This is a genomic window from Amorphoplanes friuliensis DSM 7358 (assembly GCF_000494755.1).
In the GTDB taxonomy this organism is placed as follows: Bacteria; Actinomycetota; Actinomycetes; order Mycobacteriales; family Micromonosporaceae; genus Actinoplanes; species Actinoplanes friuliensis.
In genome coordinates this window covers 3,559,969-3,579,416 of record NC_022657.1, presented here as the reverse complement: position 1 = coordinate 3,579,416, position 19,448 = coordinate 3,559,969, and the positions used below count along the sequence as shown (strand labels likewise).

The window sequence follows — 19,448 nt, the reverse complement described above, 5'->3', positions numbered from 1 at the left end:
ATGTGAAGCGCTTCCCTCCCCGCCGATCCGGAAGGAGCCAGCATGCGGATCGACTGCCACCAGCACCTGTGGCCGGCCCGGTTCGTCGACGCGCTCCGCCGCCGCGACAGCTACCCCTACCTGCGGGACTGGACGCTGCACCTGGCGGGCGAGGCGCCGTACTCCGTCGTCGCGGCCGACCACGACGTCGACGCCCGGCGGGCGCGAGAGCTCGCCGACGGCAGCGGCCGGGTGCTCGTCTCGCTGTCCAGCCCGCTCGGCATCGAGTACCTGCCCGGTGACGAGGGCGCCGAGCTGGTCGCGCTCTGGCACGCGAGCGCCCTGGAGCTGGGCGACCCGTTCGGCGTCTGGGCCGCGGCGCAGGTCCTCGACCCGGACCCGGAGGGCCTGGCCAAGGTGCTGCGGGAGGACCGCGTCGCCGGCCTGCAGCTGCCCGCCACCGCGCTGGCCGACCCGGCCGCGATCGAGCACCTCGCGCCACTGCTGCAGGAGGCCGAACGCGCGGACAAGCCCCTGCTCGTGCACCCGGGACCGGCACCGGCCGACACCGCGGACGTCCCGGCGTGGTGGCCGGCGCTCGTGCCGTACGTGTCCCAGCAGCACCGGGCCTGGCTGGCGTGGCACGTCGCCGGGCGGCGGCAGCACCCGCGGCTGCGCATCGCCTTCGTGGCCCTGGCCGGTCTCGCGCCGCTGCACCACGAACGCCTCGCCGCCCGGGGTGGTGCGCTCGGACCGCTGGATCCGTTCGTCTACTACGAGACCTCGTCCTACGGCACCCGGGCGATCGACGCGCTGGTCCGGGTCGTGGGCGTCGACCCGATCGTGCACGGCTCCGACCGGCCCTACGCGCAGCCGTGCGACCCGGGGCTCGGTGACGCCTTCACCCGGGCCCTGTTCACCACCAATCCCCGCCACCTGCTGACTGGAGAACCGCGATGACGATGGCCGTCGGCACGGCCCTGCCGGCCCTGCCGGGACGTGTGCTCAGCCCCCGGGAGCTGCAGCTCTGGGTGGCCGAGCTGGCGACACGGACCGAGGTGTGGGAGCCGCTCACCGGCCACGACCCGGCCCGCCGGCACTACGCCTCCCTGTACCGCGACAGCGACATCGACGTCTGGGTGCTCAGCTGGAAGGTCGAGGACGACACGGGCTGGCACGACCACGACGTGTCCTCGGGTGCCGTGGCGGTGACCCGCGGCGCGGTCACCGAGTCCAACCCGCGCATGGGCGGCGACCCCGTCACGCGGGTCGTGCCCGCCGGGCGCTCGTTCGCCTTCGGCCCCGACCACATCCACCGGATGGGCGGCGCGGTCGACGGCTCGGTGTCGATCCACGCGTACTCGCCGCCGCTGTGGCGGATGGGCCAGTACTCGATCAGTCCCGCCGGGGTGCTGCGCCGCCACGCGGTCAGCTACGCCGACGAGCTACGCCCCCTGGAAGCCGTCGCCGACGAGTAGGGGCAGGACCTTCGCGGCCCGCTCGAGGTCCGTCCCGAGCGGGCGGTCGCTCGTGCCGTCGTCCAGGACCTCCGCGGCGATCTCGAAGGCGCGCCGGGCCGTGCCGCCGGTGAGCCGTTCCGGCACCATCCGCAGGGCCCGGACGGCCGCCACGAGTTCGGCGGCCAGCAGGACGGGTGCGAGCCCGGCCATCGTCCGCAGCGACCGGGCGCCCTGGGTGGCGAAGCTCGCGTGCTCCTCGAGACCCAGAGAGATGCTCAGCGTGCCGGGCAGGACGGGCGGCACGATCACCCGGATCTCGGCCAGCACGTCCTGCACCACGTACTCGCTGATCATGAGGCCGGAGCTGCCTGCCGGACCGGCCGCGAGGAAGGCCCGCAGCCCGGTCAGGTCGGGCCGCATCAGCAGGCCGAGCCGGGCGACCGACAGCGACAGCGCCGGGAAGTAGGCGCCCCGCACGGCGTCGAGCCCGGCGGACAGCGTCGCGGTGTGGAACTGCCCGTGGTGCCGGACGCCTTCGGTGGTGACGAGGGGGTTCTCGGCGGCGGCGTTGAGCTCGGTCGTCAGCACCCGCCGCAGCTCGTGGACCGCGTGCAGCGCGGGCGCGGTCACCTGCGGCACGACCCGCAGCCCGAACGGATCCTGGATGCGGGCGGGCGTGGAGCAGCCGGCCACCAGCTCCCGCAGCAGCGCGGCCACTTCGGACTGCGACGGATGGGTCCGGCCCGCGTGCACCACGGCGTCGTACGCCTCCGGATTGCCGCGCAGGGCCAGGAACGACAGCGCCGCCACAACCGTGGACGCGCGCAGCTGCTGGTGCACCTCCGTGAGGGCCAGCGCGGCGGTCGCCACCGTCAGCGCGCTGGAGCTGATCATCGGTAGCGCGTCGGTCGCGTCGATGGTGGTCACCGGTCCGGCGCCGGACCGCCACGGCCGCTCCCCCGCCAGCGTCAGCCCCAGCTCGGCCAGGGCGGCGAGGTCGGCCGTGCCGATGGCGCCCCATCGGTGCAGCGCAGGCACGGCACCGGACCGCAGCGCGGCGACGAGGGCCTCGGTGACCCGCAGCGAGATGCCCGACCCGCCGGCGAGGATCTGGTTGAGCCGCACCGCCATCGCCGCGCGGGCGGTGCTGTTGTCCTCCACCGGCCCGCTCCCGGCGCAGTGACTCCTGAGCAGGCGCAGGCCGTGATCGACGACGTCCGGCGTGCCGGCGGTCTCGTGGCGGTTGGCGCCCACACCGGTGTTGGCGCCGTAGACCGTTCCCCGCTCGCGCGCGTCGCGCATGACGGCGTGCCGGGCCTCGACCAGTCGCAGCGCCGCGGGATCCACCGCGATGCCCGCGTGGCCGGAGGCGATCGCCGTCAGGCCCTCGGGTGTCAGCGTACGGCCGTCGAGCCGAACCTCGTCCCCCTGCATGGCCCCTCCCGGACGCGTGTTCCTGCACCCTAGAAGCTCACCCGGGCCGGCGGTCCGGCATTCGCGAACCGAGCAGCCACAGGGCCACTCCGGCGTACGGGATCGCCAGCAGGGCGAACGCGCCGCCGTGACCGGACAGACCGGTGAGCGCGGCGTAGAGACCGAAAACGCCGATGGTCGCCAGGTCGGTGACCATGCCCGCGACCGACGTGACCGTGGCGCGGGCCGGGCCGGTCACGGCCTGTTGCAGGCGGGCACCGACGACCACGTCGGCGGCCTGGAACGCCCCGAAGGCCAGCGCGACCAGGACGATGCCGCCGGGATGACCGCTGAGGGCCCCGGCAGCCATCGCCGCTGCGGCCAGCACGAGCAGCACCGCGAACCACGGGGTGCGCAGCCGTTCCGCCGGTCCCGTCGCGAGGCCGCCGACGGCGACCGCTGCCCAGATCAGCAGGAGCAGCAGCGGCACGGTCGCGTCCGCCACACCGGTCGAGCTGATCAGCAGCGGGGTGTACTCGTCCAGCGAGCCCCACACCGCGGTGACCAGCACGACCAGGATCAGAGCCGTCCGGACCGGGCGGTGGTGGCGGGCCTCGCCGAGACCGGCGCGCAGGGTCGCCGCCCAGCCCAGTTCGTCGTCCTCGTCGGCGCCGGTGCGGCAATCGCGGTGCTCCGGAAAGGTGGCGGCCACCGCGGCCGTCACCAGGCACGCGACCACGCTGGCCGCACCCACCGCCGGATAACCGCCGGCCGCCAGCACGGGCGAGGCGATCGCGATGGCCAGCACCACACCGACCGTTCCGGCCGCCTTGGCGCGGCCCATGATCTGCGCGTACCGGCCGGCGGCCCCGGCGCGGTCGAGCTCCTCGTAGACCAGGGCCTCGAGGGCGCCGGAGGTCAGCGCGCCCTTCGCGCCCCAGAGCACAAACCCGAGCGCGAACGCCCAGTACGAGGGCGCAGCGACCCACAGGCCGAAACCGGCGGCGGTGAGCAGCGGGCCGATCCACAGCAGCAGACGCCGCGACACGACGTCGGCGAGCGCACCCGACGGCACCTCGAGGATCAGGCTGCTCGCCGACCACACCGCGAACAACGTGGAGATCTGCCAGACCGACAGGCCGGTCTCGCTGAACAGCAGGGCATACACCGGATAGAGCAGAACAAGATCGTCCAGAAACGCGTACGCGTACAGGGTCACGGCGACGCGGCGGCTCGGTGTCATGGGGCCTCTCGTGGGTGCCGGAGTGATGTGCGGGGAAACGCGACATCACCGGCGGCCCACGAGAGCGGGCCCCGTTACGTGCGGTGCGGCGGCAGGATCAACATCGCCAGGTCATGCCGCCACGATAGCGTCACGGCCTGACGGCCAGCGAGCCCTTTGCCAGCTCGTACGCGGGCAGCAGCGACCGGTGGTCCTCGTCGCTGAGACCACCGACCTCCAGCACCACGACCCCGGCCGGAGTCCGCACAGCAAACGCGCGACGCTTGAGATTCTCCTCCAGCAACTCCTGGTACTGCTCGTAGCTGACGTCGACGGCCTGCGCCCCGCCCACCGTCACGGGCGTGTACTTGACGTTGCGGTTCTTCTTGCCCTCCAGGAACGGCTCGACAGCCGCCCGCGGCTCGGCACTCGGGGACGGATCGATCCACACCCGCAGGAAGCCGAGCAGCCCGGCGGGCTTGGCGTCGATCTCGCAGGCCATCTGCAGCGGCCCGCGGCGCGTCAGCTCGGCGAGCGGGTCGTTCTCCTCGACCTCGACGGCCTTCGGCTTCCACCCGTCGGCCACCTTGAACGTCACCGGCAGCTCGCAGGCGCTGCCCGCCGCGCCGACGGTCCCGTCGCCGGGGCCGGCCGGCGCCGCCGAGGACGACGGGCCGCCGCTCGGGCAGTGCTTCTCCAGCTTGCCGATCGCCGCCTGCAGACCCGTGGTGCCGGCCGCGGCCGGCTCGGGAGCGGTCGCGACCTTGTCCGCCTCGGCCGCGATATCCGTCAGCGTCGCGGCCAGCTCCGGGTCGGTGGCCTTCGCCGCGTGCTCGGTGAGCTGTTTGCCCAGCTCGGAGAAGGTCTGCTGGTAGATCTTGTTGAGATCGGCCGGCGTCGGCTCGGTGTCACCCTTCGCGGCCTCGGCCACCTTGGTGAAGAGGTCCACGACGACCTGACGGGCCGCCGTTCCACCGGACGCGCAGATCTCGGCGGTGTTGCCGGTCGCGACGGGCGCCGCCGACGGTCCGCCGGCACCGTCCCCGGAGGAATTACAGGCGGCGGTGAAGGCCAGCGTGACACCGAGAGCAACGGTGGCGGCGGGCCGGGAGCGAGAGAATTTCAGGATCACAAGGCGGAGACGGTACGCGAGCAGCCGCCCGCCCGCAGTCCCGTTCTCACCGCCACATGTGCAGGCGGATGCTCGTGCCCTGGGCTGCGGTGTGCATGCGGAACAGGTCACACAGGTGATTGGCCGGCAGCAGTCCCCGGCCGCCTTCGTCCTGGGACGGCCGGGTCAGCCGCCCGGCGAGCGGGTCGGCCAGATGACCCTCGTCGTCGACCTGGCACACGACCATTCCGGGCTCGGCCCAGATGCTCACCCGGCCACCGGCGGCGGTGTGCTCGACGGTGTTGGCCGCGAGCTCGTTCACCGCCACCACCAGGTCGTCCACCCGGTCCTCGCCCAGCCCGGCGGCAGAGGCGTTCCGGGCGGTGGGCCGCACAGGCCGGATATTCGATCGCGGTGCGCTCCGGCCAGATCGGCTCGCCGACGATCGACACCCGCCGGCCGCGGTCCGCGGCGGCGAAGGCCAGCAGCACCCCGGGAATGATGTGGCCCGGATTGCGGCCGGCCACGGCCATGTCGGCGAACGTCACCCGGTCGGCGACGTCGGCGAGATCGCCGGTCAGCGCAGTGAGGTTCGGCTCCGGCACGGCCACGAGCACCGCATCGCCGGACGCCAGTGCGGAACGGACGAACTCGGTGACGGCCTCGAAGTATTCGGTGGTGTTGCGGTACAGCAGGCCCGGGTGCTCGAAGCCACCGCGCCCGGCCTCAGGCCGGCTGACCAGGGAAGCGGTCATGCGGCAGCCTCCACGGTCAGCCCGGGAACGGTCGCCGAGCCGTGGAAGGCGGTGTCCTCCGGCAGGTGCTCGAGGAGCGCCCGCAGCGCGCGGCGGTTGGAGAGATCCGCCTCGCCGACCAGTCGTAGACCGGCAGGGCCCTCGGTCCGGACGGCCCGCAGCAGCGGCGCCGGGTCGCCCGGGGGATCCCTCCCTGCGGGCCTGCTCCGACTCCGTCCGCCAGGCCTCGATCGTGGCGTCCGGGTCAAAAGCGCCGGAGGCCAGGTAGGTCGATTCGGCGGTCGCCGCGGTACCCCGTCCGGTGTACTCCCGGATCGGTTGCCGGCTGTTCATTGTGTTTCCGCGGCATTGCGCCGCCGGTTACGGATAGTGACACCGTGATGGGCTGGAACGTGAATGGCGCAGCGCGGTGCTCACATATGTGCGGGAAACTGCGTCCACTCCCCTGTCACGGAACGAAACGGCGATTAATCCCCGACCGATCGGCCGACCCCGCAAGAGAACGGTGAACCTGCGAAGAACGTCATTTGTGTACCGATTCCGTGTGATCGACTACTGCTGCCGGGCCCGGCCACGGTGATCGCTGCGCCGCTGCGCGGTCCGGTTCCGTCACCATATTCGGAAGGCTTTGTCGGTGGTAGTCGAACAGATTCGACAGGAAAAAGTCTCGCGGTCCGTCACCGGTCCGCCGACAGTGGTGGATTATGTGCCGCTGCCGCCGAACGACAAGGAGAAATATCTCTATTACGGACGCCAGGGCCGCTGGATCTTCTGCGTGTTCCTGCTCGCCTTCGCGGGTGTCATGTTCGGTATGGCCCGGCTGGCGGCCAACTCGATGTGGACCAGCCTGCTCTACGAATTGATCGCTCTCCAGGTGGCGGCAGTGTTCATCAGCCTGCTGTCCAGCACGCGCAAACGACGTGGTTCCCGGGCCGGGCACGAGGCGCTGATCGCCGCGTACCGGCCCGTTGTGCATCCGTCGGTCGATGTGTTCCTGCCGTCGGCCGGGGAACCGCTGAGCATCCTCACCAATACCTATCGGCACGTCGCCGCATTGGAGTGGCCCGGACCACTCACCGTTTACGTGCTCGACGACTCCGGGCGCGATTCTGTCGCCGCACTCGCGCACGATCACGGCTTTCACTATCTGTCCCGGCCCAACCGGGGAGAGCTCAAAAAGGCGGGCAACCTCCGGTACGGCTATGAGCACTCCACCGGTGACCTGATCCACGTGTTCGACGCCGACTTCGCACCGCGTGCCGACATGACCCGTGAGCTCGCGCCGTACTTCGAGGATCCGGCCGTCGGTATCGTCCAGTCGCCGCAATTCTTCGATGTTCAGCAGGATCACTTCAATTGGCTGCAACGGTCGGCCGGCGCCACGCAGGAGATGTTCTACCGGTGGATCCAGCCGGCCCGGGACGCCGTCGACGCCGCGATCTGTGTCGGTACCAATGCTGTTTATCGCCGGAGTGCGTTGCAGGCCGCGGGCGGGTTTGCGCAGATCGGGCACAGCGAGGACGTCCACACCGGGGTGAACATGGCGAAGGCCGGGTTCCGGACCCGGTACGTGCCGGTGAACCTGGCCAAGGGTGTCTGCCCGGACAACTTCGACGGCTTTGCCAACCAGCAGTACCGCTGGTGCACGGGCAGCATGAGTCTGCTCTCCGACCCGGGCTTCCACCGGTCGCGGCTGACCGTCAAGCAGAAGCTCTGCTTCTGGACCGGCTTCCTGTACTACATCACCACGGCCATCGCCGCCTTCACGAGCCAGCTCCCGGCCTTCCTGATGTTGTGGTTCTTCCCCGACCAGATCCGGCCGCTGAACTACCTGCCGCTGATCGGCACGATCTTCGTCTGGTCGACGCTGATGCCCCGGGTCACCGATTACCGCTGGTCACCCGCGGTCGTCCGCGTCCAGATGCTCATCGGCTTCTGCCACGCGCTGGCGTTGCTGGACTTCCTGCGGGGCCGTACCGCCGCCTGGGTGCCGACGGGCGCCGCCAAGCGGACGCCGACCGCCAAGCGGGTGCTGCGCCTGCTGCGGGTCTGGCTCATCACGACCCAGGTCCTGACCTGGACGGGGATCGTCCTGGCCGTCCGGAGCCACGGCCTGGACCTGCTCTGGGCGACGATCCTGTTCGCCGGTCCGATGATCTACTTCGTCTGGCCGCTGCTGCTCGGCGGTCGCGCCACCCCCGAACGCCGTCCGGCCGCCCGCCCGGCGATCCCCGGCGCCCGCACGTCGGCGGTGGTGTCATGAGCACCTCGACGATGACGTACGCCGCCGCCACTGCTCTGCCGCCGCCGATGCAGGCTGCACCCCCGGAGGCACCCGTGTTCCGCCGGGACGTCGCCGGTCTGCGGGCCGTCGCCGTGCTCCTGCTGGTCGCCGGTCAGGCCGGCACCGGCCTCGCGGGTGGCGGCGTCGGGATCGACGTCTTCTTCGTCATCTCCGGGTTTCTCCTCACCGGCGGGATCGTCCGGGAGCTCGAGCGAACCGGGCGCCTCTCGCTGCGCCGCTTCTACGCCCGGCGGATGACGCGGCTACTGCCCGCCTCCGCGGTGGTCGTGGCCGGCACGCTCGCCGCCTGCTGGCACTGGATGCCCGCAGCGGTACGCCCGGCGATCTCCTGGGACTCCGCCGCCGCGCTGACGTCCACGATGAACGTCCGGCTGGTCCTGCAGGACGGCGGCGTGGCAGATCCGGCACCGCTGCAGCACTTCTGGTCGCTGGCCCTGGCCGCGCAGTTCTCTCTGGTCTGGCCCCTGCTGCTGGTCGTGGTCGCGCTGAGCTGGGCCCGCCGCGGCCGGCCGAGCCGGGTCTCGGTGGCCGTCGTGCTGGTGGCGCTGACGGGCGCCTCCTTCGGCCTGTGCGTGTGGCAGGCGGCCACCGGTCAGCTCTGGGCGTTCTACGGTCTGCCCGCGCGGGCCTGGGAGTTCGGGCTCGGCGCGCTGGTCGCCCTCGGCGCGGTCCGGCTCGCACGGCTCGGCTCCCGGACGGCCGCCGTGCTGACCTGGCTGGGACTCGCGGTTGTCGGTGTCGCGGTGGCCACCTACGACGACGCGCCCGTCCCCGGTGTGTACGCGGCACTGCTCGCGGTCGCGGGCTCGGCGCTGCTGATCGGGGGAGGCTGTGCCCGCCCGGCACTCGGCGCCCGGCGGTTGCTGCGACTGCGGCCGGTGCAGGAGCTGGGCCGCGTGTCGTTCGCCTGGTACCTGTGGCACTGGCCGGTCCTGGTGCTCGCGCCGTACGTGCTCGGGCACCCGCTCTCCGTGCCGGAACGGCTGGCCCTGGTGGCCGGGGCCCTGGTGCCGGCGGCGATGTCGACGGCCGCGGTGGAGAACAGGATCCGCCTCAACAGCGTTCTGCGGGCCCGGCCCGGCAGCACCCTGGTCCTCGGCGGCGTGCTGACCGCGGTGACCGCCGGTCTGGCCGTGGTCCTGGCCGCGCTGCCCGTCCCCGCGCCGCCGGCGCCGAAGGCCGCGGCGTTCGACCCGGTGCGGGTGCTGGCGTCCGGTCAGGTCGGCCTGGCGCAGTTGCAGCGGATCATCCGCGCCGACAGCACCCGGCGGACCCTGCCGGCCACCCTCACGCCGTCCCTGGACGAGGCGGTGACAAGCGTTCCGCGGGACGGTGGTTGCCTGGCGTCGCTCAAGGAGGAGCTGGTGTCCCCGGCGATCGCCCGCGGCTGCGAGAAGCTCGGCGTCGCGGACGGCGGCAAGCTGGTTGTCCTCTTCGGCGACTCGCACGCCCAGCAGTGGTTCGGTGCGCTCGACGTGGTGGCACGCAAGCACGGGTGGCGGCTCGCGGTGTTCACCAAGACCGATTGCGGGCCCGCCCGGGGCACGGTCGGCGGGGTGAACCGCGTCGGGCCGTACACGGAATGTGACCGGTGGCGGGAGCGGGCGCTGGCCCGGATCCGGCAGCTGCGGCCGGCGATGGTGGTCATGTCGGGCCGCAACCGTGAGGCGAGCCCGCTCGACGTGAAGGTCACCGCGGGTCCGGACCAGGACTGGGCCGAGGCGTGGGCGTCGACCGTCCTGCGGGTGCGGGAGAGCGGCGCGCTGCCGGTCGTCGTGCAGGACACGCCGGTCGCGCACTTCGACGTCCCCGGGTGCCTGGCCACCCGGCGGGTCGCCGCCGACTGCCACCTCGAGGTGCTCAAGTCGCTGCTGCTGTCGCGGCAGCGGTTCGTCCGGGCGCTGGTCCAGGTCCACGGCGCGAAGGTCGTCGACACGGCCGCCTGGTTCTGCACCCCGTGGATCTGCCCGTCGGTCATCGGCGGCACCGTCGTCTACCGCGACGACAACCACCTGACCTCCGTGTACGCGAAGCGCCTCGCCGGGCTGCTGGACGAGCAGCTCGCCACCGAAGGGAAGAACGTTGACTGACACACAGGTGCTCTCCCGTCCCGTCCCCCCTGTCGTCGCGCAGCAGGCCGAGCCCCCACCACGCCGCTGGTCGCTGCTGAGCACCGTGCTGCTGGCCCTGCCACCGGCGGCGCTCGCCCTGACCCTCTCGGTCCTCGGCATCGGCTCCCGCAGCATGTGGAACGACGAGTACGCCACCTGGTACGCCTCGACGCTCAGCTTCCGTGACCTGTCGAAGCTGCTGGTCAACGTCGACGCGGTGGTGGCGCCGTACTACGTGGTGATGCACTACTGGATCGTGCTGTTCGGTGACTCCGAGACGAGCCTGCGGCTGCCCTCCGCGCTGGCGATGGCCGGGACCGCCGCACTCACCGCCCTGCTCGGGCGCCGCCTCTTCGACACGGGGACGGGTCTGGCGGCGGGGCTGATCCTGGGCGGGCTGCCCTCCGTCACCCGGTACGGCCAGGAGGCCCGCCCGTACGCGTTCGCGATCGGTTTTGCCGTGCTGGCCACGCTGTTGCTGCTGCGGGCGATGGAACGCCCGGACTGGCGGCGGTGGCTGCTCTACGCCGCCGGTCTGATCCTGGCCGGGCTGGTCCACATCGTGACCCTGACCGTGCTGCTCGCGCACGCGGCGTTCATGGCCCGGGCGTTCCGGGTCAGCGGTGATCTGCGGCTGCTGCGGTGGATCGCCGGGGCGTCCCTGGCGGTGACCGCGGCGCTGCCGCTGGCGGCCAAGGGCTCGGACCAGGCGAGTGTCATCGCCTGGATCAAGGCCGACGGCGCCGCGGTGACGGGACTGCCCGAGCGCATCTTCGGCTCCTGGCAGGTGGCGCTGGTGGTCACGGCGGCAGCCCTGCTGGCGACGGTCCTGCTCGGCGCCCGGCACCGGGGTTCGCTGGTGCTGCTGCTGTCGTGGGCGATCTTCCCGCCGGTCTTCTGTTACGTCACCTTCCCGCTGTTCCACCTGTTCCTGCACCGTTACCTGCTCTTCACGCTGCCGGCCTGGGCCCTGCTCGCGGCCGCCGTGGGCTACTCGCTGGTGCGGTTCACGGGAAGACTCTCGTCGAAGGTGCCGGTGTCGCTGAGCGCGCTGCTGGTGCTGGCCGCGATGCTTCTTGTCAGCGGTCCCGGGCAGCGCGCGGCCCGGCACAGCCCGGTCTACGGCGAGCCCGACTTCCGGGGCGCCGCCGCTGCCGTGCTGGCCGCCGCCCGGCCCGGTGACGGCATCGCCTACGCGGGTTCCACCCGTAACGGCCGCCGGGCCTTCGACTACGAGGCCCGGGACGCCGCGATGCCGCGCGACGTGCTGGTCCACCGCACCTCCCAGGCCAACGGCACGTTCGGCGCCGAGGAGTGCGCGGACCCGGGCCTCTGCGTCGGCGACACCGGGCGCATCTGGCTGGTGTCGACCACGCAGTCGAACCTGTCGCCGATGGACGGCATGCCCGGTGCCACGCAGGGCTTCCTGCTGACCGCGTACACCGTCGTCCCGTACCGGACCTTCGAGAACGTCCGGATCTTCGCGCTCGACCGCAAGGACGTGAAATGACGCTTCCCCGCCTGACCTTCGTCGGCACCGGCTATCTGGGTGCCACCTACGCCGTCTGCTTCGCCGAGCTGGGCTACGAGGTGCTCGGCTTCGACGTCGACACCGCCAAGATCGCGGCGCTGTCCGACGGTGTGGTCCCCTTCCACGAGCCGGGTCTCGGCGTGCTGCTGCGCCGCAACCTCGCCGCGGGCCGCTTGCGCTTCACCACCTCGTACGCCGAGACGGCCGACTTCGGCGACATCCACTTCGTGTGCGTGGGGACACCACAACGCGCCGACGACACCGGCGCCGACCTGTCCTACGTGGAGTCGGCGGTCACCGGGCTGGCCCGCCGGCTCACCCGCAAGGCGCTGATCGTGGGCAAGTCCACCGTTCCGGTCGGTACGGCCGAGTGGGTGCAACGCCTCGTCGACAAGCACGCACCGGCCGGGCTCGGGGCCGAGGTCGCCTGGTCGCCGGAGTTCCTCCAGGAGGGCTTCGCCGTGCAGGACGTCCTGCGCCCGACCCGCATCGTCGCCGGTGTGCGCAGCGACTGGGCCGCCACGATGCTGTCCGCGGCGCACCGGGGTGTCCTCGATCTGGCCGCCCGCGAACAGCGCGAGGTTCCGGTGGTGGTGACCGATTTTGCGACCGCCGAGCTGGTCAAGGTGGCTGCCAACGCGTTCCTCGCCACCAAGATCTCCTTCATCAACGCGATGGCGGAGGTCTGCGAGGCCGCCGGGGCCGATGTCGACCAGCTGGCCCGGGCGATCGGGCACGATCCGCGCATCGGCAGCCGCTTCCTGCGCGCCGGGGCGGGCTTCGGCGGTGGCTGCCTGCCCAAGGACCTGCGGGCGTTCCAGGCCCGGGCGCAGGAACTGGGTGTCGGTGAGTCGCTGCGGTTCCTGCACGAGGTCGACCTGATCAATCAGCGCAGCCGCAGCCGGGTGCTGCGCCGCGCCGCCGAGCTGCTCGACTGCCCCACCGGGCCGGCCGGTCCGGACTTCGGCAACACCCGCGTGGCGGTGCTCGGGGCGACCTTCAAACCCCATTCCGACGACGTACGGGACTCCCCCGCGCTGGCGATCGCGGCCGCCCTGTCCGCGTCCGGTGCCGATGTCCACGTCTACGACCCCGAGGGCATGGGCAACGCCGCCCGCGTACACCCGAACCTGATCTTCGAACCGGGTCTGGAGGAGGCGGTCCGGGGCTCGGAGCTGGTCTGCGTGCTGACGGAGTGGCCGGAGTTCAGCGCGGCCGACCCGGTGCACCTGGGCCGGCTCGCCGCAGGCCGGCTGGTCGTCGACGGCCGCAACTGCCTCGACGTGGCGGCGTGGACCGCCGCGGGCTGGCGCTACCGCGGCATGGGCCGCCACGCCGAGCCCGCGACGGACCTGCGGCCCCGCCCGGTGCGCCCCGCCATCCCCCGCCCCGCGAACCGGTCGGTTGCGGCTGGGTAGCCATCACGCGGTACCCCGAAGTCGCTTCCGCGCCGGGTCGAACAGGTGTCCGTGAGGGCATTTCCGAAGACTCCTGTCAGCCGCCGCCGTGTCCTGGGCGGTGCCGCCGGCGTGACCGCCGCCGTGGCTGTGCCGGCCGCGGCCGCCGACGCCGCCACGGTCCGTCCGGGCAGCTACTACGTCAGCACCGATCAGCAGTTGCACCTGCTGCGCCGGGCCACCTACGGTCCGACCCCGGCCTCGCTCGCCGAGATCCGTGAGCTCGGCACCGCGGCCTGGCTCGACCGGCAGCTCGACCCGTCCGGCATCGCCGACGCGGACTGCGACGCGCTGCTGACGCGTTTCCCGCTGACCGCGCTGTCGATCAGCGAGCTGCGGTCCCGCGTCGCGGCCGGCACCCAGCGGTACGGCTGGGACACCATGCTCCAGCTGGGCTTCGCCACCACCAGCCGGGCCATCTGGAGCGAGCGCCAGCTCTTCGAGGTCATGGTCGACTTCTGGTCGAACCACCTCAACGTGACCAACCCGTCCGCCGACGTCTGGGACAACCGGCACGACTACGACCGGGCCGTGATCCGCCCGTACGCCCTGGGCCGCTTCGCCGACATGCTCAAGGCCAGTGCCCGGCACCCGGCGATGCTGACCTACCTCGACAACCGCTTCTCCACGCGTGCCGCGCCGAACGAGAACTACGGCCGGGAGCTGCTCGAGCTGCACACGGTCGGGCTGGGCTACTCGGAGTCCGACGTCAGGAACGCCGCCCGGATGCTCACCGGCCTGACCGTCGACTGGGACACCGGCCTCTACAAGTTCAGCCCCAACTCCCACGCCACCGGGCCGGTCACCGTGCTGAAGTTCCGGCACGCGAACGTGACCGCCGCGGGTGGTGAGGCGGCGGCGCTGGAGCTGCTGGACTACCTGGCCCTGCACCCGGCGACCGCACGGCACCTCGCCACCAAACTGGTCGTGCGCTTCGTCGCCGACACCCCGCCCGCCTCGCTCGTGACCAGGCTGGCGAAGGTCTATCTCGACCACGGCTCGGCGATCGCGCCGGTGCTGCGGGCGCTGTTCACCTCGGCCGAGTTCCGCGAGTCCGTCGGCAAGAAGATCCGCACGCCGTACGAGGACATCGTCGCCACGGTCCGCACGGTCGGCTACGGGCCGGACGCGTCCGGGACCGCCGGCATCGAGTCGCTGTACTGGCTGATCGGCTCGCTCGGGCACGCCCCGATGTCCTGGGCGCCGCCGAACGGCTTTCCCGACGTCGCCTCGGCCTGGACCTCACCCGGTGGCCTGCTCGCCAAGTGGAACGCGCACCTCAACATCGTCGCCGGGTACCGCCCCAAGGAGTTCCAGCGGCCGGCGAACCTGGCGCAGGAGCTCATCGGTGAGCTGCCCGCGACCTACGGCGCGCTGATCGACGCCCTGGCACGACGGTTGCTCGGCCGGACATTGCCCGCCGCGCACACGACGGCGCTGGCGGCGTTCTTCGGGAAGACCTCAGCCACGGTCCTGAAGCCGGCCGACGCCGCCGTCGGCTGGCGGCTGCCCCAGCTCGTGGCCCTGATCCTGAACTCCCCCTTCTTCGCGGTGAGGTGACGACGATGACCCGTACCGATTGCGACTGCCCGCCGACCGTGACCCGCCGCGGGATCCTGGGCGCGGCGGCCGCCGGCGCTCTGGCCGGCCTCGCCGGTGACCAGCTCTCCACCCAGCTGGCCTTCGCGGCCGGCAAGTACACCGGTGACACGATCGTCCTGCTGTCGCTGCGCGGAGGCTTCGACGGTCTCTCGGCCATCGTGCCCGCCGGCGACCCCGGCTACTACGCCGCGCGACCCGACATCGCCGTCGCCAAGTCCCGCCTGATCGGCGGTGACACCCGCTTCGGCCTGCACCCCGCGCTCGCGCCGCTGCTGCCGTTCTGGAAGGCCCGGACGTTCGGCGCGGTCCAGGCCGTCGGCCAGCCCGCTCCCAACCGGTCCCACTTCTCCGCGATGGAGGAGCTGGAACGCGCCGCGCCCGGCACCTCGCTGCGGACGGGCTGGCTCGACCGGATGCTCGGCGGCCTCGGTGCGGCGAGCCCCTTCAACGGGGTGTCGCTCGGCAGCCCGATGCCCGCCCGGGTGATGGCTGGTCCCGCCCCCGCGCTGGGCATGCGCAGCCTCGACGACTTCAGCCTGTTCGGCGACCAGGACAACCAGCCGATGGCGGCGACCCTGTCGGCGCTCTACGCGGGTGCGCCTGCCGTCCTGAGCCAGGCGGCGGGTCAGGTCACGTCGTCGCTCGCCACCACGAAGGCGCTGGCGGCCAAGGCGTACCAGCCGGCGAACGGCGCGAAGTACCCCGACGACACCCTCGGCAAGGCGCTGCGGGACGTCGCCCGCCTGATCAAGGGCAAGGCCGGCCTGATGAGCGCGTGCATCGACTCGGGTGACTGGGACATGCACGAGAACGTCGGCCTGGCCGTACCCGGCAAGCGCATGCACGACAAGCTGGCCCAGCTCGCCGCCGCCCTCGCCGCGTTCGCCACCGACCTCGGCAAGACGGGGATGCAGCGGGTCACGGTCGTGACGGTCAGCGAGTTCGGCCGCCGCGTCCGCCAGAACGGCTCCGGCGGGCTCGACCACGGTTACGGCAACGCGATGCTGCTGCTCGGCGGGGGCGTGGCCGGTGGCAAGGTGCACGGCCGCTGGCCCGGTCTGGGCGAACGCCACCTTGTCGACGGCGACCTCGCGGTGACCACCGACTACCGCGCGGTCATCGGCGAGATCCTGCAGAAACGCTGCGGCCTGAAGAACACCCGCTCGGTCTTCCCGAACGTCCGCAACACCACCTCCGGGGTGGTCCGCGCCCGCTGACCGGCAGTGACCTGAGCGCCGCGGAGTCGTTGATCAGGGACGTGGGCCGTCTCAGTGTCACCACGCCGGTCCGGTGGACAGGCCTCCTGGTCACGGTGCTGGCCGCCGCGATCGCCGGAGTGCTGGCCCTGCCGGAAAGCTCGTCCGACCGCTCGGCCGACACCGTGTACCCGTTGATGATGCTGCCGGCGCTCGTCACGATCGGTGTCGCGGGTCTGGTGGCCGCCTGCCGTCCCACCGCTGCCGGTGTCGCCGCGGTGATCGGCGGGGTCAACGGCCTCCAGGTGACCGGCATCGCGGTGGTGGCCTCGCACGACTGGCGCAACTTCGCCGGTGTCGACTACTCCAGCTGGGAACGCGGGTACGCCGGCTCACGGCTGGCCCTGCTGATCGCCGTCCTCGGCACCGGTGTGATCGTGGCGAGCGCGGTGCTCTACCGCCACGCCACCTGCCGGAACCAGCGGCTGCGCTCGCAGCCGGTCGCACTGGTCGCCGGGGCCGCGGTCGCGATCCTGCTCCCCGCCCTGCTGCGCGCCAACCTGCACCTGTCCGGGCTGCCGGCCATCGGGCAGTTCGCGCTGTGGTGGTCGCTGCCCTGGGCGGCCGGTGTGGTGGCCGTCGGGGCGGCACCGACACGAGGACTGCGCCGGGCCGCGCTGGCGAGCGTGGTGGTCTCCGTGGCGCTCACGCTGGTCTGCGTGGCACTGGAGCCCTTCCACGGCTTCGGGTTGCGACTGCCGGAACAGTGACGCCGGCCGCCCTCCCGCTCGGGGTGGACAGCCGGCGTCCGGGATCCGTCAGGCCACCGCGACGCTGTAGATCACGACGTTGTGGTCCGAGTAGGCCGAGTCGCCCACCGCGCACCAGCGCTTGGTCTCGGTGCTGAAGATGTAGTCGATCTTGGTGCCGGTGACCGGGTCGCCGATGGTGGGGCGGCCGTCGCGCACGTCGCCCTCCTGGTCGCACTCGCGGTAACCGGCGTTGTAGGGGCCGTCGCGCCAGACCCAGGCACGGGCGTTACCGGGCTTGTCGGGCGGCGAGACGTTGAAGTCACCACCCATGACCAGCGTCGGGTAGCCCGCCACGATCGCCGCGATGTCGGTCATCTGGTCGTCCGCATAGTCCCAGTCGGGGTGGTCGGGGTTGTTGCCCTTCGGCGAGAGGTGCACGTTGCACAGGCGGGCACCCCAGTACGTCGCGGTCGCGCAGTGGAACGGCCGGGCCTGACCGGTCCAGGACTGCTCGATCTCGTACGCCCGCGCGTCCGCCAGCCCCGCCTTGATCACGATGGCCGTGCCGATCCGGTCGGTCCGCGTTCCGCCGCAGGTGTTGTTGCGGCGGACACCGTCCGACGAGTACTGGTACGGCTGGAACGCCTTGCTCCACCCGCTGCCGAGCTGGCTCATCAGGGCCGTGAGGTCGTTCTCGCAGACCTCCTGCAGCAGCGCGGCCTGCACGAAGTTGGTCTCGACGTGGTACTTCACCACATTGATCTTGTCCTGCGGCCCGCCGTGGGTCGCGCACCCCCAGCTCGGATTCTGGGAGCCGCACATGTTCCACGACATGACCTGCAGATTTTTCGGCTCGGCCGCCCGGGCCGCCGAAGCGGGCACCAGAGCGGCGAGCAGTGCGGCGGCCATCAGGCCGGCCAGTTTGCGCATGAAACATCCCCGTTGCAGTCGATTCACGTATCGACGAGTCTAAACAGGAACGATCAATCGGTGGGGGCAGCGGAAACCGTGACGGTCAGCGGCGCAGCTCGGCCGGCTCGGGCGGGAGGTCGCTGACGCCGGTGGCCACGGCCTGCTCGTGCCGGCGGCGGGCCGAGGGCAGGGCCAGGGAGGCGGCGACGGCCAGGACGGCGACCGCGGCGCACACCCAGAACCCGTACGTGAAGGCCTTGTCGGTCGGGAGGCCCTGGGGTGTGCTCTGCGAGGAGATCACGGCCGCGACCACCGCGGTGCCGATGCTGCTGCCGATGGTGCGGGCGATGGTGTTGACGCCGCTGGCCTCGCCGGTCTGCGCCGCCGGGACACTTTCGATGATGGCGTTCGACATGGCCGCGAAGGCGAGGCCGATGCCCGCGCCGGTGAGGACGCCCGACGCCAGGACCTGCCAGATCGCGCCGTGGCCGAGGGCCGGCAGGGCGAAGGCCACGACCACCGAGACCGCGCCGAGAAACATCGGCACCTTGGGGCCGTAGCGGCGGTCGAGGAGACCGGCGAGCGGGCCGAAGACGACCATCATCAGGACCGTGGGCAGCAGGAAGAGCCCGGCCTGCGACACCGACTTGCCGAAACCGTACCCGGTTGCCGCCGGCAGCTGCAGCAGGGTCGGTACCAGCAGGAACGTGCCGAACATGGCGAAGCCGAGGATCAGGGCGACCACGTCGGTGGCCCACACACCGCGGATCTTCATCAGGCGCATGTCGATCAGCGGCTCCTTGACCCGCAGCTCGACCGCGACGAACACGATCATGGCGAGCGCGCCGACCGCGAGCAGGCTGACGGTCCTGGTGTCGCCCCAGCCCCACGACTGGCCCTTGCTGATCGCCAGCAGCAGCGAGACCAGCGAGATCGACAGGATGCCGGCGCCCAGGACGTCGAGGCGGCCCGGCGTGCGCACCGGGGACTCCTTCATGCCGAAGATCGCGCCGAGCAGGGCGACGACCACGAGGACCAGCGGCAGCCAGAAGAGCCAGTGCCACGAGAGGTGCTCGACGATCGGGCCGGCGGAGACGATGCCGACACCGGCGCCGACACCGAAGATCGCGGACAGCAGGCCGACGGTGACGCCGACCCGTTCGCGGGGCAGCGAGTCCCGGACGATGCCGATCGACAGCGGCAGGATCGCACCGGCGGCGCCCTGCAGCGCCCGGGCGACGATCAGGACCGCGAGGTTCGGGGCCAGGGCGGCGAGCAGGGTGCCCGCGGCCAGCACGGCCAGGACGCCGATCAGGACCCGGCGCTTGCCGACCATGTCGCCGAGCCGGCCGAGGATCGGGGTCAGGACCGAGGCCGACAGCAGGTACGCGGTGAGGATCCAGCTGATGTCACCGGTCGTCGCGTTCAGGTCGCGCGCGATCGTCGACATCGCGGGCGCCACCAGCGACTGGAGCACGGCGAAGGCCAGGCCGCCCAGCGACAGGTACACCACCAGAAGGCTGCCGCCCGACTTGAATTCGGGCCGGACCGGCTCGGTGCCCGGCCCCTGGAGGGTCTGTGTCATGGAGTTCCCCGCACGGCTTGTAAACGTTTGCTGACTTGACTCATTGTCCGCCGGGCC

At 71.9% G+C, this 19,448-nt stretch carries 14 protein-coding genes and 2 pseudogenes; 9 read left to right on the top strand and 7 right to left on the bottom strand.

Going from position 1 to position 19,448, the window contains the following annotated elements:
• The first annotated feature begins 42 nt into the window (after window positions 1-42).
• Window positions 43-939 (top strand): amidohydrolase family protein, encoded by an 897-nt coding sequence (locus tag AFR_RS16635; protein WP_023361666.1) that lies wholly within the window; start codon window positions 43-45, stop codon window positions 937-939.
• Window positions 936-1,457: a cysteine dioxygenase gene (locus tag AFR_RS16630; RefSeq protein ID WP_023361665.1), complete on the top strand. Its 522-nt coding sequence runs from the start codon at window positions 936-938 to the stop codon at window positions 1,455-1,457. The genes AFR_RS16635 and AFR_RS16630 overlap by 4 nt, the downstream gene beginning before the upstream one ends.
• Here AFR_RS16630 and AFR_RS16625 read toward each other — a convergent pair.
• The 5 genes and pseudogenes from AFR_RS16625 to AFR_RS47840 form a co-directional block, all read right to left on the bottom strand.
• On the bottom strand, window positions 1,425-2,873 hold the full coding sequence (locus AFR_RS16625) for an aromatic amino acid ammonia-lyase (RefSeq protein WP_023361664.1): 1,449 nt from the start codon (window positions 2,871-2,873) through the stop codon (window positions 1,425-1,427). The genes AFR_RS16630 and AFR_RS16625 overlap by 33 nt on opposite strands.
• 37 nt (window positions 2,874-2,910) lie before the next feature.
• Complete coding sequence (locus AFR_RS16620) at window positions 2,911-4,095, bottom strand: MFS transporter (protein ID WP_023361663.1); 1,185 nt, start codon at window positions 4,093-4,095, stop codon at window positions 2,911-2,913.
• A gap of 130 nt (window positions 4,096-4,225) precedes the next feature.
• On the bottom strand, window positions 4,226-5,206 hold the full coding sequence (locus tag AFR_RS47445) for a lipoprotein (RefSeq protein WP_023361662.1): 981 nt from the start codon (window positions 5,204-5,206) through the stop codon (window positions 4,226-4,228).
• Window positions 5,207-5,252: 46 nt separating this feature from the next.
• Complete coding sequence (locus tag AFR_RS47845) at window positions 5,253-5,579, bottom strand: ATP-binding protein (protein ID WP_041840919.1); 327 nt, start codon at window positions 5,577-5,579, stop codon at window positions 5,253-5,255.
• Between the two features lie 49 nt (window positions 5,580-5,628).
• Window positions 5,629-5,940, bottom strand: a pseudogene (locus AFR_RS47840) (MEDS domain-containing protein); the annotation flags it as partial.
• 706 nt (window positions 5,941-6,646) lie between these two features.
• Here AFR_RS47840 and AFR_RS16605 point away from each other — a divergent pair.
• From AFR_RS16605 to AFR_RS16575, 7 genes and pseudogenes are all read left to right on the top strand, one after another.
• Window positions 6,647-8,203: a glycosyltransferase family 2 protein gene (locus AFR_RS16605; RefSeq protein ID WP_023361661.1), complete on the top strand. Its 1,557-nt coding sequence runs from the start codon at window positions 6,647-6,649 to the stop codon at window positions 8,201-8,203.
• Window positions 8,200-10,335, top strand: a complete 2,136-nt coding sequence (locus tag AFR_RS16600) for an acyltransferase family protein (RefSeq protein ID WP_023361660.1) — start codon at window positions 8,200-8,202, stop codon at window positions 10,333-10,335. The genes AFR_RS16605 and AFR_RS16600 overlap by 4 nt, the downstream gene beginning before the upstream one ends.
• A complete protein-coding gene (locus AFR_RS16595; protein WP_148307981.1) occupies window positions 10,328-11,866 on the top strand; it encodes a glycosyltransferase family 39 protein in 1,539 nt (512 codons plus the stop codon). Before AFR_RS16600 ends, AFR_RS16595 begins: the two co-directional genes overlap by 8 nt.
• Window positions 11,863-13,218, top strand: a pseudogene (locus AFR_RS16590) (UDP-glucose dehydrogenase family protein); the annotation flags it as partial. The gene AFR_RS16595 and the pseudogene AFR_RS16590, both read left to right, overlap by 4 nt.
• Window positions 13,219-13,356: 138 nt before the next feature.
• Window positions 13,357-14,904: a DUF1800 domain-containing protein gene (locus tag AFR_RS16585; protein WP_238547289.1), complete on the top strand. Its 1,548-nt coding sequence runs from the start codon at window positions 13,357-13,359 to the stop codon at window positions 14,902-14,904.
• 5 nt (window positions 14,905-14,909) lie between these two features.
• A complete protein-coding gene (locus AFR_RS16580; protein ID WP_023361656.1) occupies window positions 14,910-16,163 on the top strand; it encodes a DUF1501 domain-containing protein in 1,254 nt (417 codons plus the stop codon).
• Window positions 16,164-16,204: 41 nt separating this feature from the next.
• Entirely contained in the window at window positions 16,205-16,912 is a 708-nt protein-coding gene (locus tag AFR_RS16575) for a hypothetical protein (RefSeq protein ID WP_023361655.1), read from the top strand.
• Window positions 16,913-16,960: 48 nt separating this feature from the next.
• Here AFR_RS16575 and AFR_RS16570 read toward each other — a convergent pair whose 3' ends face one another.
• A complete protein-coding gene (locus tag AFR_RS16570; protein ID WP_023361654.1) occupies window positions 16,961-17,824 on the bottom strand; it encodes an endonuclease/exonuclease/phosphatase family protein in 864 nt (287 codons plus the stop codon).
• 85 nt (window positions 17,825-17,909) lie between these two features.
• Window positions 17,910-19,391: an MFS transporter gene (locus AFR_RS16565; protein ID WP_023361653.1), complete on the bottom strand. Its 1,482-nt coding sequence runs from the start codon at window positions 19,389-19,391 to the stop codon at window positions 17,910-17,912.
• Window positions 19,392-19,448 lie beyond the last annotated feature (57 nt).

Bases quoted from the DNA above. Each gene is read 5' to 3' on its own strand.
- AFR_RS16620 (WP_023361663.1), bottom strand. From the start codon at position 4,095: ATGACACCGAGCCGCCGCGTCGCCGTGACCCTGTACGCGTACGCGTTT.
- AFR_RS16600 (WP_023361660.1), top strand. From the start codon at position 8,200: ATGAGCACCTCGACGATGACGTACGCCGCCGCCACTGCTCTGCCGCCG.
- AFR_RS16580 (WP_023361656.1), top strand. From the start codon at position 14,910: ATGACCCGTACCGATTGCGACTGCCCGCCGACCGTGACCCGCCGCGGG.
- AFR_RS16630 (WP_023361665.1), top strand. From the start codon at position 936: ATGACGATGGCCGTCGGCACGGCCCTGCCGGCCCTGCCGGGACGTGTG.
- AFR_RS16570 (WP_023361654.1), bottom strand. From the start codon at position 17,824: ATGCGCAAACTGGCCGGCCTGATGGCCGCCGCACTGCTCGCCGCTCTG.
- AFR_RS16565 (WP_023361653.1), bottom strand. From the start codon at position 19,391: ATGACACAGACCCTCCAGGGGCCGGGCACCGAGCCGGTCCGGCCCGAA.
- AFR_RS16625 (WP_023361664.1), bottom strand. From the start codon at position 2,873: ATGCAGGGGGACGAGGTTCGGCTCGACGGCCGTACGCTGACACCCGAG.
- AFR_RS16635 (WP_023361666.1), top strand. From the start codon at position 43: ATGCGGATCGACTGCCACCAGCACCTGTGGCCGGCCCGGTTCGTCGAC.